Below are 16380 nucleotides of genomic sequence, written 5' to 3'. Positions count from 1 at the left end.
TGAGTTGATAAAAAATGGCTATACACCCAATTGAATTTAGGTATGGTACTCCTGAAATGAAAAATATTTGGGAAGAGGAAAATAAATTACAAAGAATGCTTGATGTAGAAGCTGCATTGGCATTGGCTGAAGGAAAACTTGGAATTATTCCACAGGAAGTTGCAGATGAAATCGCAGCAAAGGCCAATACAAAATATGTAAAGCTTGAAAGAATGAAAGAAATTGAAGCTGAAACCAACCACGATATCGCAGCATTATCCAAATCAATCACTGAAGTATGTGAAAATGGTGCTGGAGAATACGTTCACTTCGGAGCCACATCCAACGACATTGTAGACAGCTCAAATTCCCTGCTCATTCGTGACTCAATTGATGTTTTAGAAGAAAAATTAGAAAGATTAACAAAAATAATGCTCAAACTTGCAAGCGAAAATAAAATGAAAGTGTGCATCGGACGTACACACGGACAACATGCACTCCCGACCACATACGGAATGAAATTCGGTCTATGGGCAGATGAACTGCACAGACAATATGTAAGACTTGAAAATGCAAAATCCAACGTATGTATTGGAATGATGGATGGTGCAGTAGGTACAACCGCCGCATTAGGCGAACAAGGATGGGAAATCCATAAAACCGTTGCAGAAATCCTGGAATTGCCTGCAGCAACAATCACCAACCAGGTCGTGCAAAGGGACAACCATGTTGAATTCATAAGCGTTCTTGCAAACATCGCAAGTACATTAGACAAAATCGCACTTGAAATCAGAAGTCTTCAAAGAACAGAACTCATGGAAGTTGGAGAATACTTCGATCCTGAAAAACAGGTGGGAAGCAGTACAATGCCACACAAGATGAATCCGATTACTGCTGAAAGAATCTGTGGTGTTGCAAGAATCGTTAAATCATATGTCAACGCAGCATTGGACAACAACCCTCTCTGGCACGAAAGAGACCTGACCAATTCCTCTTGTGAAAGGATAATGTTTCCGGAAAGCTGCATTCTGACAGACTACATCCTGAACTTATCAATCAAACTTATGAACAATTTGGTATTCTACGATGAAAACATCGAAAGAAACCTTAACCTGACCAACGGTCTTATCATGGCTGAAAGATTAATGGCCGAACTTACCCGTGCGGGAATGGGAAAACAAACCGCATACGGTATTGTAAGGAAAAACGCAATTAAGGCAAACAAGGAAAAACTGTTGCTCGGCGAACTGATTTTAGAGGATGAGGAAGTTCAGAAATTTCTTACACAGGAAGATGTCGACAAGATTATGGATCCACATACATACATCGGTTCCATACCAATAATCATCGACGAGTTACTTGAAAAATCAGAAAGCTGGTTTTAGGTGATAGGATGAGTGATGTAAAAGAACTGAAATCTATAGAATTATCTTCTTTTACTACAATGAATACCGGAATTGCAGTTTTATTTTCAATAATATCTGCAATCCTCCTTTCAATTGTAATCGTAGCAACAAACGCCAATGCGGCAAGTGTTGTAATATATCTGATTCCAACAGTTATTGTAGGAACATTCATGTATTCAATTTACAACAGTTTCTGTCAAGGACTGATTTACAATGTGCTTGCCAAAAGACTGAAGACAATAGCAGTCATAATCAAAGACGGAAAGGAAATCGTTAAAATCTCAACAACTGAAACCGCAACAATGACCGGAATAATATTGACAATACAGTTTATCCTAATCTATCTTGTTTCAGTATTTATTTTACCGCTGCTTTTAACCTCAGTGATTCAGACACTAATGTTTACCGGTCAAAGCACACTGGCCTACGGAATTTACCAGTTGCTTGGAATCCTAAGCCAACCTACAACAATTTTAATGTTGATATTCGGTACATTCATCATAACATTCGTGTTTGTCCTGATTGGAACTCACATCTACAATTTCCTTGCAAAATCAGGTAAGGGAGTTGTATTGAATCTAAGTGAGGATAACGGTTTAACAGTGATTGATTCAATCGATACAATGAAACTTGCCATTGCATTTGCTTTAATCTGTGGTATTTTAAGCATAATCACAGGACTCATTTCAGTGTTCAGTGGAAGCAACATCAATGCTTTTATCGGTAGTGTCCTTGGTGGGTTTATCGGTGGATTTGTTGAATTCTATCTTATTGGATTTTTCTATAACTTTTTAGCACCGAAAATTGGAAAAATTAAAATTAAATTAATTGATTTTAGAATCTAATCAATTAATTTTTACTTCTTTTTATTTCAGGAACATATCTCTTAAGCATCAGTGAAAGGGATATGACTGTAACTGAACTTAATGCCATGGCAAGTCCTGCCAGTGCCGGTTCGAATGTTATTCCGAATGTAGGATACAAAACACCAGCTGCAATAGGAATCAGAATTGAATTATAAGCAAAGGCCCAGAATATATTTTCCTTGATTCTGCGCATCACCTTTTTAGAGAATTGGACTGCAGCAACAACATTCTCCAAGTCCCCTTCCATTACAACAATGTCTCCGCTTTCCATTGCAATATCTGTACCGTTACCCATGGCAACACCGATATCAGCCTGTGTCAGTGCAGGTGCATCGTTGATACCGTCCCCGACAAACAGAACCTTTTTGGTATGCTTTGCCTGAATCCTTTTGACGATATCCAATTTGTTTTCAGGTAAAATTCCTGCCTCCACATTGTCGATTCCTACCTCACCGGCAACAGTCAGTGCTGTTGATTCATTGTCTCCGGTCAGCATGTAGGTTTCGATATCCATCTTATGGAGTTCCTCGATGGTCCTTTTGGAAGTTGACTTGATCTTATCGGACAAGCTCAATATGCCCATTACCTCTTTGTTTTCAGCCAAAAGGATAATGGTTTTTGACAATTTTTCAAGTTCATGGTACTTGTCAACAATTTCTGAAGACACTTCAACTTCTGATGCCTCCATTAAAGACAGGTTACCTGCAAGAACTTCATTTGAATTCAAAACTGCTTTAATTCCTTTACCTGTTACATTTTCAAATTCTGATGTCTGGTCAAGTTCAAGGTTTAACTCTTTTGCCTTGTTTACGATAGCCTTTGCGATAGGGTGAGTTGAATTCTGCTCGATGCTTGCGGCAAGAGCGATTAACTCATCATCCGAACCCTGATAGGCGATGACATCATCCACTTCAGGCTTACCTTCGGTAATGGTACCTGTCTTATCGAATGCAGCCACATCAATCTGACCTGCATTTTCAAGTGTGTCACCGTTTTTAATCAGTATACCGAACTCGGCTGCACGCCCTACACCTACAGTGACCGCAGTCGGAGTTGCAAGACCCAATGCGCATGGACATGCGACAACCAATATTGAAATCAGACATGTTAATGAAAAGAGCAATGTCGCACCAAGTACAAAGTACCATATCAGGAACACTGCAATTGCAATAGTCAGAATAACCGGTATGAAGTAGGTAACAATGGTATTTGCGAACTGCTGAACAGGAGGTCTTGAGGATTGAGCCTTTTCAACCAGACGGATGATATTTGACAGCACTGTTTCCTTTCCGATCTTTTTGGCTCTGATATGAAGGACACCATCCTGATTTATGGTTCCGGCAAAGACCTCTTCACCATCCTTTTTGACCTTAGGAATCGGTTCACCATTAATCATTGATTCATCGACATAGGACTCTCCGCCGACAACATCCCCATCAACAGGAATCTTTTCACCCGGTTTTACCAGAAGCAAGTCATCCAATACAATATCTGCAATGGAAACTTCCTTCTGAGATATGACCTCACCATTTTCGTCAACTTCAATAGCTGTTGCAACTGTTGGCTGGAGACCTATCAGTTCACGTATTGAATCTGAAGTGCGTTTTTTGGCTCTGGCTTCAAGGTATCTTCCAATCATTAAAAATGAAGGAAGCATCACAGCTGAGTCATAAAACATGAATGTATGGTCGAGAACAATGCCGAATGTTCCAAAGATACTTGAGATGTATGCAACAAGAATACCCATTGAATACATTACATCCATGTTCAGGTTCTTATGCATCAAACCGTTGATTCCGGCTTTAAGGATAGGCAATGAAACATAAAGAAACGGCAGAATACTTACCAGCAAGGACAAGAGTCCCATTGATGATATGTGCAGACCTGTTGACTGATGAAGGCCGTGTGTCAGGCCCATTAACGGATCCCATCCGCTAAACATCAGAATCATTAAAACTGCTGAGAAAAACAGCCCTACAATGATTCTGTTACGCTTATCTGCAAGGTCCTTTTGATAGATAGCCTCCTCATCAATTTCAGTCTGTCCTTCGACACCCAAAAGTTCAAAGCCCAATGAATCGATTACCTTTTCGATTTCATCCAATGATACTTTGGAAGAATCGTATCTGATTTTGGCAGACTGTGAAGTCAAATCAGCCTTTACATCATAAATCCCATCCAACCTTATCAGGAAGTTCTCAACATTCATCGTACATGACGCGCAATGCATGCCCTGAATCCTGATGGTCATCTCATCCGAATGCAGCTCAAAACCCAGGTTTTTAACCAGCTTTTCCATCTGTTCATATGAAACTTTTTTAGTGTCTACTGTAATGTGCAATTTATTGGAAGCCAAATCAGCATCAACTTCCTCCACACCTTCAATTTTTCCAAAAGTCTTATTAACACTTAAAACACAGGAAGCACAGTGCATTCCTTCAATCGGCAAATCCATATGTTTATGTTTTACCATCCTATCACAACCGTTTCTATTGAATGAAACTAAATTTATATTTTATATATAATAAAGTTTAGGTAATGCTAAACTTACAAAAAAAAGTTATAGGAAAAGTAAAGTTTCCTACATATAATTGACATTAATGTCCTTGTGAGGGATGGTTCTTCTGAATCTCTTTTTAGGATATCCTATGATGAAGGCTGAATTCATGTGTTTGTTTTTATCGATTCCAGGGAAAAATTCCATCAGTTTATCATGGTCAATCTCATCGGCCTTTAGAATGAATAGTGAATAGAATCCTCCAAGGCCTAAAGTGTATGCAAGAAGTTCCATACGGGTGTTTGCAATAACTGCACTGGTCTTATCTGTTGAAAATGTTAAAATCAGCTGCTGACCTGTCCAAAGCAACGGATGAAATTCCTTAATTGAATTATCCCTCAAATAGTCACCGAATTCCTTGATTCTGAAAAATTCCTCTTCCTCAACCTTAATGATATCATATACATGCTTCATGAAATCATTGAGCTTCTTATCCAAAACGACAAATTCGACATCCTGCTCATTTTGTGCTGAAGGGGAATAGTATGCGCCTTCCAACAATTTATTGAAAGTGTCCTTATCAATTTTTTTCTTTTTAAACCATCTGATAGATCTTCTTTGTTTTAAAAATTGCAATAAATCATTATATTCGACTGGAAGCTCTTTGGGATTGTAGTCCTCAATTCTGCTTTCACGGCCCTTGAATATCTTAAGTGTAATGGCTTCAGTAGGACATATTGCCATACAGTGCCCGCATTCAAAGCAGTTGCTTCCGGTTTCTATCGCCACATCATCTATTTCAATATTGTCCCTTATACAAACGGACTTGCACTGTCCGCATCCGATACATTCCTCTTCATCAATCATCAGTTTCATTTTACCATATAACCATCCTGAATAACTCTTAAAATGTTGTCGTTATCACTCAAACAGGTGATATCATCCAATGGGTTTGAATTGACCAGAATCAAATCAGCGACATAATTTTTCCTTACAAGACCCAAATTGTCGAATCCTAAAAATTCAGCTGCCCTGACGGTTCCCGCTGCGATTGCTTCAGCTTCACTCATGCCGATATCGGTCAGATGCTTCAGCTCTTCGAGATTGTGTCCGTGAGGAATTACTCCACTGTCAGTACCCATCAATATGTTTACTCCTTGTTCATAAGCTACTCGGATGTTTTCCTTGTGAACCTTGACTATTTCTTTCAGTTTTTCTGTCTTTTCGTCTGCATAGCTGTCCCATTCTGGAAAGCCATTTTCATATAGGAATTGATGAACAAGAAGTGTTGGAACCAGACTAACATCTTTTTCAACCATTCTCTTTGAGGTTTTCTTGTCAATGAATGTTCCATGTTCAATTGATGAAAACCCTGCATCAATACAATTGTTCATGCCCTTCAAGCTATGGCAATGGGCTGAAACCTTCATGTCATTAGCTTTGGCCTCACAAACAATTGTCTTTAATTCTTTTTTGTTGAACTGGGCAAATTCTGGAGAAGAATTGGTTGTTAAAACTCCACCACTTGCCATTACCTTGATAAAATCAGCGCCCGCCCTTTTCACTTCACGGGTCTTTTTCAGAACCTCTTCAACACCGTCGCATCTTCCCTTAGGAAATCCCGGATAGATTATCTCCATATCCCATCCTGACGGCAGAAGCAGGTCGAAATGTCCTCCGGTCATCACCAATGGAGTGATGGAGAGGTGAATTTTTGGGGCGGTGAATAATTTTTGCTGTTGAGCCATCTTGAAACTCAAATCAGCAGAACCGCAGTCTCTAATTGTTGTTACACCGGCATTTATTGTCTGTAAAGAGTGGGGAACCGCATTGTAAAAATGTAGCCCCAAAGGATTTGCCATATTTTCCTGTTTGTGAAAACCCTTTGCAAAGATATGGGTATGGCAATCAATAAATCCGGAAAGTAAATAATTATCATCTCCATCTATGATATTGGCGTTGGCATTGATTTTTTGTGATGAGATTTCTTTAATCAAGTTGTTTTCGATTAAGACATTCTGATTTGTTTTTATTTCCTCAAATGGATTTATAATATTTACGTTTTCAATTAGAGTTTGCATACTATCACTATAATATTTCTATTGTTCCGTTATCTCCGTCAACTTCAACCATTGTGCCTGTTGTGAGGTCCTTGATTTCAGAAGGTGAATCCACCATCGGAATATCTGACATTATCGCACCGGTTGCAATAATAGGCTCCGCATTCAGACATATGATTGCCTTTGGAGCAGTATTGTTTTTCATCATCTGGAATATTACATAAGACCCTACTGTGGATCCTTTTCCGCCAGGAATGAACAATACCTTGTCCTTGATGATTTCACCTTTCAGTTCATGGTTAGGGTCAATAACCTCACCGTTTTCGGGATTGACTCCGCCTAAAAAACTAATCGGCTCGGATGAAACGATAAGTTCCCCCTTACCTTTACCTTTTGCAATATTTCTACATTTTATCATAAGCATCACTTAAAACAGTTTATCTTGAATTTCATCTCCACGATTGAGAGCATTGGCTGATATAATTGTATCAATCAATGCCCAAATCCAAATTACAAAGCATAATAAAAATCCAATAAGAATCAGAATCAGAATTGCAGATACCACATATGCAATCAAGAATATGGAACCCTTCTGGTCAAGGCCCAGATATATCTGTCCTAGACCCGGCAAAAATATACTTAAAATTACGGCCAAAAGAACATTCTTTTCAGTCGAATGACTAACCACAATTGAGTTGGAAACATTTGGCCTTAAGTCCTGACCGCAGCTTGGACAGAACTTGAAATCGCCTGCAATACTGTTTCCACAGTTATGGCAGAACTTTGCACCTGCCTGCAGTGAAACAGCAACCTCATTACCTGCAGGAATTTGACTTGATTGGCCTGGAAGCGAATCGTTTTCCACTGCCGGTTTTGCTTCCTCAATATTTGCAAGATATGCCCCACAGTTTTTACAGAACTTCTCTTTTGGAACCTCTTTTCCACAATCCGGACATATTACCATATCATCACCTAAACAACATCAACCTTCATGATTTCCCTTAGAACCGCAGTGGCATAAGATCCCTTGTTGATTGAAAACTCACACAGGACCCCCTCGTCTGTAGGTGTCGCACTTGCATCCCATACCTGGAACCTCATGGAACGTCTGAGTCCATGGCTTCCCAAACGTGGCATCTTAGGAACTTCAAAATCCTCTTTTGTCAGACCATATCCTTTTAAGACGTTTTCTTCCATCTCTCCGACAGCTCCACCAGCATAAGGAACCTTTGTTCCATACAAAGGACATGTAGGATTGACCTTGAAATCATCCATCAACTCCTGATACTCCTGCGGAGTCTTGTCATAGACAATGTGCTCCTCGGTGTCGATGATGATGTCTCCTTCAATGTATTTGTCAATTCCCATAGCTACACGATTGCTGACGGCCTCGTTAAAAAGATATGACTGATAGGCATGAACAAACATTCTCTGAAGCGGTTTTGGAAGTGCATGCAAAGCGTTTTTATAAGATTTGTCGGTTAATTCGCCTTTTTTGGAATCCCTTATCAGCTCACGAATCATCATCTTTTCATATCTCATGCCCTTGCCCATAAGATTTAGAGACTCCTCAAGGTTTCCGTCATCATATGCCTGCCTTGCCATCTGGTTTTCCTCATGCTCCTCTTCGGAAGGGTGACCGATATATGTTGAAACAGCCTTTTCAAGGTCATTTTCAATCAATGCCTTTCCGACAAGATGGGTATTGGTTCTAGGCTTACCGAATCTCTGCCAGCCGAAGTAGTTGGGAACACCTGTGCTTTCAAGTTCCTTTAAAACTTCATTGGCGATTTCGGCTGATGATTCAATATCATCCACATCCTTTACCAATATCCTGAATTTGTTTCCCTTAAGCTGACCCATTCTAAGCTTTTTGCGTCCTCTGACAACCTTTAAAAAATCAGTTTTGTAAATATCAAGATTATTGACCCGGTCGAATTGCTCCTGTGAATCCATATTTGCAATACAAATCCATTGACGGGTCAATGCCTTCTTGTCCTTCATTCCAGCAAAGCCCATTCTCTTTCTTGAGATATGCAAATCCCTTGAAATGTCCAAAACAACATCCAGTGTTGTCCTTCCAAGCTTTTCAATCCAAATATATATGTTTGGACCTTCACCTGAAGGAATGATTTCTGGAATTTCTTCAACGTAAAAGTCTTCATACCTGTTTCTAATGGTTCCCCCAATTCCTTTTTGGGAAGTAACATAAGTATTAGCATTTAACATAATAATCACGGAAAATTATAATGCCCTGGCCGGGATTTGAACCCGGGGAATGGGATCCGCAGTCCCATGTGTTATCCAAACTACACCACCAGGGCCAACAAAATAAGATAACAATTAATATTTAAGATTTTCATAGTATTTAATAATTACCATACATATAATGTATACGAATAATCCCCATAATTTCTTGTTGCCACATTAACCTCATTAGCCCTATTTAAATTCCCCGAAGAAGCCAAAACTTTGCCATTCAAGACATTATTTTCCTGAAACTGATAATTTTTAAGATTATACGAATCTAACTTCTCTTTTGAAATTGCACTTACCTGCCTAATAGAATTTTTTGAATTTTTATTGTCCTTCAAAATCCCTGAAATCCTTTCAAGAAACGTGTCATCATTAAAATTGATTTTACCGCTCAAAAGCTCCATAGTATCCTGTGCAGTTCTTATATCCTTACTTTCATAGGAATAATCAGCTGTTGGAATGGTAATTGCGGTGTTTACAACCAAAAATACCAACAAAAGCAAAAATATTGCCAAAATTGCATCCATTATATAAATTGAACCTTTATTATCTAACATACCCTTGAATTGGATTTTGAAATTTATATAAAATGTCGAAGTGCGACTGTATGATTTTGTGCCTAGTCGCACTTCAAAAAATTGTATATTTAAACACCACCCTATTCACTATTACAAAAGTGGTTGTTTCATCGATGATTTTGACAAAGTTGATAATGAGATTAAACAATACCAAATACCAAGAGGATTAATAATGCCATCATTTAGTGAAATAGAAAAAGAAAATAATCCAATTAGTACTGTAATAAGTTATACAAAAAAGTTACATGAAATTACCGGTAGAAATGTAATAATTTATTCTTCAAGCTTCTTAACACAAGATACTGAAGAAACTTCAATCGATGATTATGATAAAAATGGATTCATGAATGTTATTAAAGATTTAGACAAATCAAAAGGTTTAGATTTGATACTTCACACACCAGGAGGATCCGTAGCAGCAACTGAATCCATAATTGATTATCTCCACTCCGTTTTTGGAGACAATATAAGAGCAATTATCCCTCAGATATCAATGTCCGGCGGAACAATGATTGCATGCTCATGTAAAGAAATTTTAATGGGAAAACATTCAAGTTTAGGGTCAGTCGATCCACAAGTATCAGATTTAGCTGCTAAAGATATTATTGAAGAATTCGAATTAGCAAAAAAGGAAACTGCTACACATCCAGAACTGATACCATTTTGGGAAATATTACTTGACAAATATCCTGAAAATATATTAATCGAATGTGAAAAGGCAATTAAATGGTCAGAGTATATTTTAGAAAAATCATTAAAGTATTCCATGTTTAAAGAAAACAATGAAAAAGAAATTAATCAAATTAAAAATGAATTAATTACGAGTGAAACTACAAAAAACCATAGCCAAAACTTATCTGCAAAGAAATGTCAAGAAATTGGTTTAAAAATTAAATATTTAGAAGATGATGAAAACCTCCAGGACATCGTCTTATCTATTCATCACGCTTATTTGAGTTATTTTAATCACAAACCTCAATACAAACTATTTGTTAATCAAAATGGAGAATATTATGCCATTGGAACTGCAGAATAAAAAAATATTTATATTAATAAAATCAAACGAGAGTAATGAGCAGAAGGTGATGAAAATGAATGGTGTAGAAAGACGTATGAAAAAAAGATTTCAAGAATATGAAAAAAGAGGAATGAGAAAATCCCGCTTTGGCCCTGGAAAATTTAGAAGAGACCGTCAAATTTCAGTCGAATGTGGAAAAATGTAGAAGAAAAATATGAATTTTTCTTCAATTAATTTTTTCTAACATACTCAATTACTTTTTCTTTTTTGGCAATTGCCTTATCTGAAGCCTCCTGAACTTTCTGTTTCATTTCTTCGAAGTCTTCAGGTGTTGTCTCACCAACCAACTTTTTAATTTTGGTATAGGCAGCTTCCCTGAATAGAGGAACCAATTTTTCTGTTGAATCATCCTCTTTGATTAAAATAGGTTCGCCTGAAGTGTTGACCTCGCCTATTTCGGATATTGCAACATCATATTTTCCAACTGCACGTTTGATGTCTTCTACAATTTCAGGAGGTACAATCAGCATTAATGAGTCTGTTGATACTCCCAATGGGTCGATATTCAATGTTTCAAGCATGTTCAATACATTAGGAGCCACCATGTTTCTGATTTCTTTTTCATAGAACTCCAAACCGACACCGGTTGTATTTGATATCTCATGGGCATCTCCTCTGAGCCCTCCATTTGTAACATCAGTCATGGCATGAATGTCCTTGACCAAATCAGCTTCAAAAAGGGCATGTGATGCCTGTACAAAGTTAACGTTCATTGTATCCCACACAACATCAAAGAATCCGTTATACAAAGCAGTGGTTGTGATTGTTCCTCCACCTGAACCTTCAGTTAAAAGAATCACATCACCGTCTGTAGCTCCTTTTCTTGCGGTTGGAGGATACGGTGAAACACCCACACTTCCAACGGCTGAAACGAACCTGTCACCTAAAACCATGTCCCCTCCAACACGTAGGGTACTTCCAGCGACAATCGGCACATCAACAAGTTCTGATACTGCAGCGACACCTGCTGTAAAGTCAAATATCTTGGAAACGTCCCCATCATCTGCAAGGTGAACATCACTCAATATAGCAACAGGATCCGCTCCCATTACACAGACATCCCGGAGTGTGGCACGGGTTACATGAAATCCTCCAAGGAAAGGATATTCACTCAGTCTTGAGTGAATTCCGTCAACTGCTGTTGTAATATAGACCTCATCATTGCTTACAGGTGCCTTCACCACCCCACCGTCATCCTGCTCTGAAGGATTGACAAGTGATGCAGTGTTGGTTGATGCAACGATTTCTGCGATTTTCCTGTGGACGAAAAAGTCTCCGGCTCCTCTTGAGCCGACACCCATTTCCCCCATTAGCACATCCGATTTGTTGATGTCAACGATTTCCTTAAGAAATTCATCATCACTGTCACGTAATCTTAATGTGGTTTCGACTTCGTCTATTACTGCCTTTGCCATTTCATGAGAGTTTTCCTCTGAAATCTTTTTGTATTCACGTATTCTTACTGCAAGAATGTCTGCCAGTTCATCATATGAATAATCATCAATTCTTGCTCTTACAAAACCTTCAATATCCATTGTTATATCTCCAAGTTAGTGAAATTCTTTAAAATCTTTAATCCTGCCTTACCGCTTTTTTCAGGGTGAAACTGTGTTGAAAACAGATTGTTCTGACTTAATGATGCAACCACATCCCCTCCATAGTCGCACACACCTGCGATTATTTCATCATCGTCCGGAATCACATGATATGAATGCACAAAATAGAAGTACTCACCATCGATTCCCTCAAGAATAGGTGATGAATTTGTGACCTTCAGCCTGTTCCATCCCATGTGAGGTATCTTTACGTCACCTTTCAGCAATTCCACATTGCCCTTAAACAAGTCCAGTCCCCTGACATTTGGTGATTCCTCGCTTTCACTCATAAGCACCTGCTGACCGAGACATATTCCCAAAAATGGCTTGTCGCTTGCCACATGCTCTGAGATGACATCCCTGAATGCCTCAAGGTTTTCCATTGCACTTCCAAATGCTCCCACACCTGGCAATACAAGATAGTCACTGTCTGCTATTAACTCCTTATCGTCAGTGATTTGATAATCGGCACCTATCTTTTTAAATCCGTTTGATATGCTTTTTAAATTGCCGCTTTTATAGTCTATTATTGTAATCATTCGTTCAACCACCCGATAGCTGATCTAATCATTCCTCCAAAGTCCGAAAACACTATTTCATCTGTTCCCAATGTTTTTGAATGTGCATCAAGCTCCGCAACGACATGGGTGTAGCCCAGCTCTTTAAGGGGTTGCACCAGACGTGGTCCATCGGTTACTGCCACGGATTCAATGTCAAACTCCTCAATTGGAAATGCATGTGGAACACCAAACACCACAATCAAATCCAAATCCTCATCTTTCAGGCATTCTGCAGCCTTATTTGCAGTTATAGGATATTCGTCAAGTCCACCAGTGATAAAATCCGGTTCAATATCCAACTGATTTTTGATGTTGACCGCATGCTGCCTGATTCTTGGAAGACCAATGTTTTCGTCAAGATTGGCAACAAAGACCGGCTTGTTGTCCGGATTTATTTCATTATAATCAAAATTAATGATATCAGCAAACAAGTATGATGTTTCCTTTTTAACGTTAAGTACAAATGCCACCTTTTTATTGTCCTTAAGTGCCTGGACAACAGTTTTTGCAACCTTTTCCTTTGAATCTCCAAAATTAGGTTTAATGTATTTTCCCTGTGCCATTCCACGGGTCTTTTCAACTTCAGTTGCCTTTTCAAGCATCTCAATTTGCCTGTCTGATTCCTCACGTGGAATAACACCTGCCTCAACTGCCGCATCCAGCGCCATTATCGCACCAACAGTATTGTCCCCTTCACCGGATCCCCCATGGGATTCAACAGGGATTACAGTACATGGCAGGTCTGCAGTTGCAATGGCCTCCTTTAAATCCTCACCGATAATCATACTTGCGCAGGTTCCTGCAATTCCCATCAGTTCAGGTTTGAATGTCTCATAGGCTTCGGTCAGTGTCTCAACCAGCTTTTCACCGGCGCCCAAAATAAAATCGTTTTCTGACATTCCAGTAGTTACAACACGCACCCCATCTCCTTCAAGAAGTCTTGCTGTTCTAAAACAACAGCCTGTAGGTCCGTGCATTATAATTACATCAACATTCATGTCTCTTAAAGTGTAAAGAGTAGCAGCAATTGGACTTGGTCTTGGATGTATAATTTTTATCACCTTTTTCTAAATCAACAAATAAATATTTAAAATTCGTCATTAATATAATTATACAATTAACATTTGGAGAGAGCATCATGAAACTTGACAAAGAAATTCTAGAACAGAAAATACGAGAATACCGTGAATTCAAAAGCTGTTCCGAGTCAACTTTAATGGGTCTTTGTGAAACAGCAGATGTCGACATCACACAAAAGGAAATGGTAAAATTGGCCTGCGGATTTGCAGGTGGAATGGGCGGAACATTCGATGAGGGAACCTGCGGAGCGCTGACCGGTGCATTGATGGCAAACGGATTGATTAACGATGATCCGGCAAAAATCAAATCCAATGCAAAAGAGCTCTTCAATGCATTTAAAGAAGAATACGGAACCGTCAGATGCGACATAATAAGTAAAAACGGTGAAGACAAATCCCCTTGTGTCGACTGCTGCGTATTCATTGCAAACAAGATGGCAGATATTTTGGATGAATAGGGATTAGATGATAGAAAAGCAATTCCGATTTGCAACAGAGGACGATTTGACCCTGATTTTGGATTTCATCAGACAATTGGCGGAATATGAAGATATGCTTGATGAGGTCGTTGCGACAGAAGAACTGCTTAATGAATGGATTTTTGAAAAAAAAGTTGCAGAGGTAATATTTGCACTTGAAGATGATGTTGAAGTCGGATTCGCACTGTTTTTCCACAATTTCTCAACATTTCTTGGAAAGGCAGGGATATACCTTGAAGACCTGTTTGTCAAACCGGAATATCGTGGGAAAGGTTATGGCAAGGGTTTGATTAAAAAATTGGCATCAATAGCTGTTGAGAGAAACTGCGGCAGGCTCGAATGGTGGTGTCTTGACTGGAACAAACCGAGCATTGACTTTTACCTTTCACTGGGCGCCGAACCCATGGACGAGTGGACAGTGTACAGAATCACCGGAGATACCCTAAAAAGATTGGCCAAGTAAGATACAATGAAAAGAAAAGATATTTTTTACAAAGACAAGGAGGAACTGACTCAGCCACTAACTCACATCACAGGAGAGATTAGTGACCCTACACTAAAGTTCATTGATGAGTTGTATGGTGCGGCTGACGTTTTAAGCATTGAAAATGCAAAAAAACATCAAAGAGTCCTATTTGTATTGGCGGTTTCCGGAACACTGCTGACAATGTTTTTCCTTTTATATGACGAGGCGGAACTTCATGGGCTCATTCTTGCATGTTTGGTAATGATTGTCTTTTTGTTTATCATCAGAAAAATAGCCGACAATTCCGAATACCACAGAAAATACATTGAGTACCGTGTTCTTGCAGAAACTCTGCGTATCCAATTTTTCCTTTCGGTGGCAGGCGTTCAAAGGCAGGTTGTTGAAATACTGCCCTGGTTTATTAAACAGTCACTTCCATGGATCGAATCCGTCTTAAAAACAGTGCCTAAAATGCAAAACCCTGAAAAAAATCCAATACTGAACTTTTGGATATTGGATCAAAAATCATACCGCGGCAGTGCACTTGTTAATGCTGAAAACAAAAAATACACGGACAACCGAACCGCAAATGTCGTACTGGTAATTACAATCCTGGCATATATCTTTACATTAGGATTTGAGATTTATGTATACACCCAAACTCCGGGAAACCTTAACATCAATGCGGTTCGGGCCATCTTGAAGATAGTTGTCGGAACAATGTCTGCAATCGCACTTTTTACCAGCAGCTATTATGGAAAAATGTCCTTGACCTACACAATCAATGATCACAAAAGGATGATTGAGCTTTACAATTATGTGGAATCCGAAATAACAAAAAACGGAGAATCAGAAGAAATCATTGTCTTTTTAGCACGTGAATCATTAATTGAAAACAGTACATGGTATTCATATCAGACAAAAAACAAACCTGATTTGGTGTTTTAAAAATCCAACTGTTCGGCAATGCACATTTTACATACTGCATTAGGAGATTCTAGATTTGCATCCTTTACCGGACAGTAGAAAACACCATCATGTTCCTCAACATACAGTGAGCCCGGAAACGGAGTGCCCACCGGATGGATAGGCTCTTCCAGAACAAATGTGGTGTAAATAGATATGATGCCATAGATTAGCGGAAATTTGGTTTTTGATGTCATTGACTCATTGACGTGATATGATTTTAAGGTGGCAACCGCATCGATGAACTCTTCCTTATCAACGGGATGTGAATAATGATTATTGTCACTGTTTATATCTTTTAAGCGACCCAAAAAGTATTTTGCATAAACACCATGACTCTTTTCCTTGTAATTTTCCTGAACGTATTTGCTTTCCTCAATCATCTCGGCGTTAACGGCCATCAAGTCAAATACTGAAATTGTGGTTGAATACTTTTTTAAGATTTCCAGAATTGAATCGCATGAAATACTTTCCTCATTGGATATTACATTAGAAAAGTCATCATACATTTCCAT

18 protein-coding genes and 1 tRNA gene are annotated in these 16380 nt (G+C 38.8%); 7 read left to right on the top strand and 12 right to left on the bottom strand.

Features of this window, described 5'->3' with window-relative positions; genetic code table 11:
* Window positions 1–14 precede the first annotated feature (14 nt).
* Window positions 15–1364: an adenylosuccinate lyase gene (purB, locus tag QZV03_RS00220; RefSeq protein ID WP_296873710.1), complete on the top strand. Its 1350-nt coding sequence runs from the start codon at window positions 15–17 to the stop codon at window positions 1362–1364.
* 8 nt (window positions 1365–1372) lie between these two features.
* The gene (locus tag QZV03_RS00215; RefSeq protein WP_296873709.1) at window positions 1373–2230 is read left to right on the top strand and encodes a hypothetical protein; all 858 of its coding nucleotides are present in this window, start codon (window positions 1373–1375) and stop codon (window positions 2228–2230) included.
* 4 nt (window positions 2231–2234) lie between these two features.
* On the opposite strand, the gene QZV03_RS00210 is transcribed toward QZV03_RS00215, so the two are convergent.
* From QZV03_RS00210 to QZV03_RS00175, 8 genes are all read right to left on the bottom strand, one after another.
* Window positions 2235–4724, bottom strand: a complete 2490-nt coding sequence (locus tag QZV03_RS00210; RefSeq protein WP_296873708.1) for a heavy metal translocating P-type ATPase — start codon at window positions 4722–4724, stop codon at window positions 2235–2237.
* Between the two features lie 108 nt (window positions 4725–4832).
* Entirely contained in the window at window positions 4833–5624 is a 792-nt protein-coding gene (locus tag QZV03_RS00205; protein WP_296873707.1) for a nitroreductase family protein, read from the bottom strand.
* Window positions 5621–6829: an amidohydrolase family protein gene (locus tag QZV03_RS00200; protein ID WP_296873706.1), complete on the bottom strand. Its 1209-nt coding sequence runs from the start codon at window positions 6827–6829 to the stop codon at window positions 5621–5623. Before QZV03_RS00200 ends, QZV03_RS00205 begins: the two co-directional genes overlap by 4 nt.
* Window positions 6830–6836: 7 nt before the next feature.
* Window positions 6837–7226 (bottom strand): DUF126 domain-containing protein, encoded by a 390-nt coding sequence (locus QZV03_RS00195; protein ID WP_296873705.1) that lies wholly within the window; start codon window positions 7224–7226, stop codon window positions 6837–6839.
* A gap of 9 nt (window positions 7227–7235) precedes the next feature.
* A complete protein-coding gene (locus QZV03_RS00190; protein WP_296873704.1) occupies window positions 7236–7772 on the bottom strand; it encodes a zinc ribbon domain-containing protein in 537 nt (178 codons plus the stop codon).
* 8 nt (window positions 7773–7780) lie between these two features.
* Complete coding sequence (truD, locus tag QZV03_RS00185; RefSeq protein ID WP_296873703.1) at window positions 7781–9037, bottom strand: tRNA pseudouridine(13) synthase TruD; 1257 nt, start codon at window positions 9035–9037, stop codon at window positions 7781–7783.
* Between the two features lie 21 nt (window positions 9038–9058).
* Window positions 9059–9132, bottom strand: a tRNA-Arg gene (locus QZV03_RS00180).
* Window positions 9133–9183: 51 nt separating this feature from the next.
* Complete coding sequence (locus QZV03_RS00175; RefSeq protein ID WP_296873702.1) at window positions 9184–9591, bottom strand: hypothetical protein; 408 nt, start codon at window positions 9589–9591, stop codon at window positions 9184–9186.
* Between the two features lie 223 nt (window positions 9592–9814).
* On the opposite strand from QZV03_RS00175, the gene QZV03_RS00170 reads away from it, so the two are divergent.
* Complete coding sequence (locus tag QZV03_RS00170; RefSeq protein WP_296873701.1) at window positions 9815–10678, top strand: S49 family peptidase; 864 nt, start codon at window positions 9815–9817, stop codon at window positions 10676–10678.
* A 55-nt stretch (window positions 10679–10733) separates the two neighbouring features.
* Window positions 10734–10865: a hypothetical protein gene (locus QZV03_RS00165; protein ID WP_296873700.1), complete on the top strand. Its 132-nt coding sequence runs from the start codon at window positions 10734–10736 to the stop codon at window positions 10863–10865.
* Window positions 10866–10890: 25 nt separating this feature from the next.
* Here QZV03_RS00165 and QZV03_RS00160 read toward each other — a convergent pair whose 3' ends face one another.
* The 3 genes from QZV03_RS00160 to cfbD are packed head-to-tail and all read right to left on the bottom strand — an operon-like array spanning window position 10891 to window position 13924.
* Window positions 10891–12255, bottom strand: a complete 1365-nt coding sequence (locus QZV03_RS00160; protein ID WP_296873699.1) for an AIR synthase-related protein — start codon at window positions 12253–12255, stop codon at window positions 10891–10893.
* 2 nt (window positions 12256–12257) lie between these two features.
* The gene (hisH, locus tag QZV03_RS00155; RefSeq protein WP_296873698.1) at window positions 12258–12854 is read right to left on the bottom strand and encodes an imidazole glycerol phosphate synthase subunit HisH; all 597 of its coding nucleotides are present in this window, start codon (window positions 12852–12854) and stop codon (window positions 12258–12260) included.
* Window positions 12851–13924 carry a Ni-sirohydrochlorin a,c-diamide reductive cyclase catalytic subunit gene (cfbD, locus tag QZV03_RS00150; RefSeq protein WP_296873773.1) on the bottom strand — a complete coding sequence of 358 codons (1074 nt, stop codon included), beginning with the start codon at window positions 13922–13924 and terminating at the stop codon, window positions 12851–12853. The genes hisH and cfbD overlap by 4 nt, the downstream gene beginning before the upstream one ends.
* 89 nt (window positions 13925–14013) lie before the next feature.
* On the opposite strand from cfbD, the gene QZV03_RS00145 reads away from it, so the two are divergent.
* From QZV03_RS00145 to QZV03_RS00135, 3 genes are read left to right on the top strand one after another with little or no spacing between them, the layout of a single operon-like run.
* Window positions 14014–14412 carry a C-GCAxxG-C-C family protein gene (locus tag QZV03_RS00145; protein ID WP_296873697.1) on the top strand — a complete coding sequence of 133 codons (399 nt, stop codon included), beginning with the start codon at window positions 14014–14016 and terminating at the stop codon, window positions 14410–14412.
* Window positions 14413–14419: 7 nt separating this feature from the next.
* Window positions 14420–14896: a GNAT family N-acetyltransferase gene (locus QZV03_RS00140; protein WP_296873696.1), complete on the top strand. Its 477-nt coding sequence runs from the start codon at window positions 14420–14422 to the stop codon at window positions 14894–14896.
* A 6-nt stretch (window positions 14897–14902) separates the two neighbouring features.
* The gene (locus tag QZV03_RS00135) at window positions 14903–15847 is read left to right on the top strand and encodes a DUF4231 domain-containing protein (protein ID WP_296873695.1); all 945 of its coding nucleotides are present in this window, start codon (window positions 14903–14905) and stop codon (window positions 15845–15847) included.
* Here the strand turns inward: QZV03_RS00135 and QZV03_RS00130 are convergent.
* Window positions 15844–16380, bottom strand: a complete 537-nt coding sequence (locus QZV03_RS00130) for a DUF2115 domain-containing protein (RefSeq protein WP_296873694.1) — start codon at window positions 16378–16380, stop codon at window positions 15844–15846. The genes QZV03_RS00135 and QZV03_RS00130 overlap by 4 nt on opposite strands.

Origin of the sequence: uncultured Methanobrevibacter sp. (assembly GCF_902788255.1) — an archaeon.
In the GTDB taxonomy this organism is placed as follows: domain Archaea; phylum Methanobacteriota; class Methanobacteria; order Methanobacteriales; family Methanobacteriaceae; genus Methanocatella.
The sequence above is the reverse complement of the archived record's forward strand: the minus strand, read 5'-3'. Positions and strand labels throughout refer to the sequence as shown.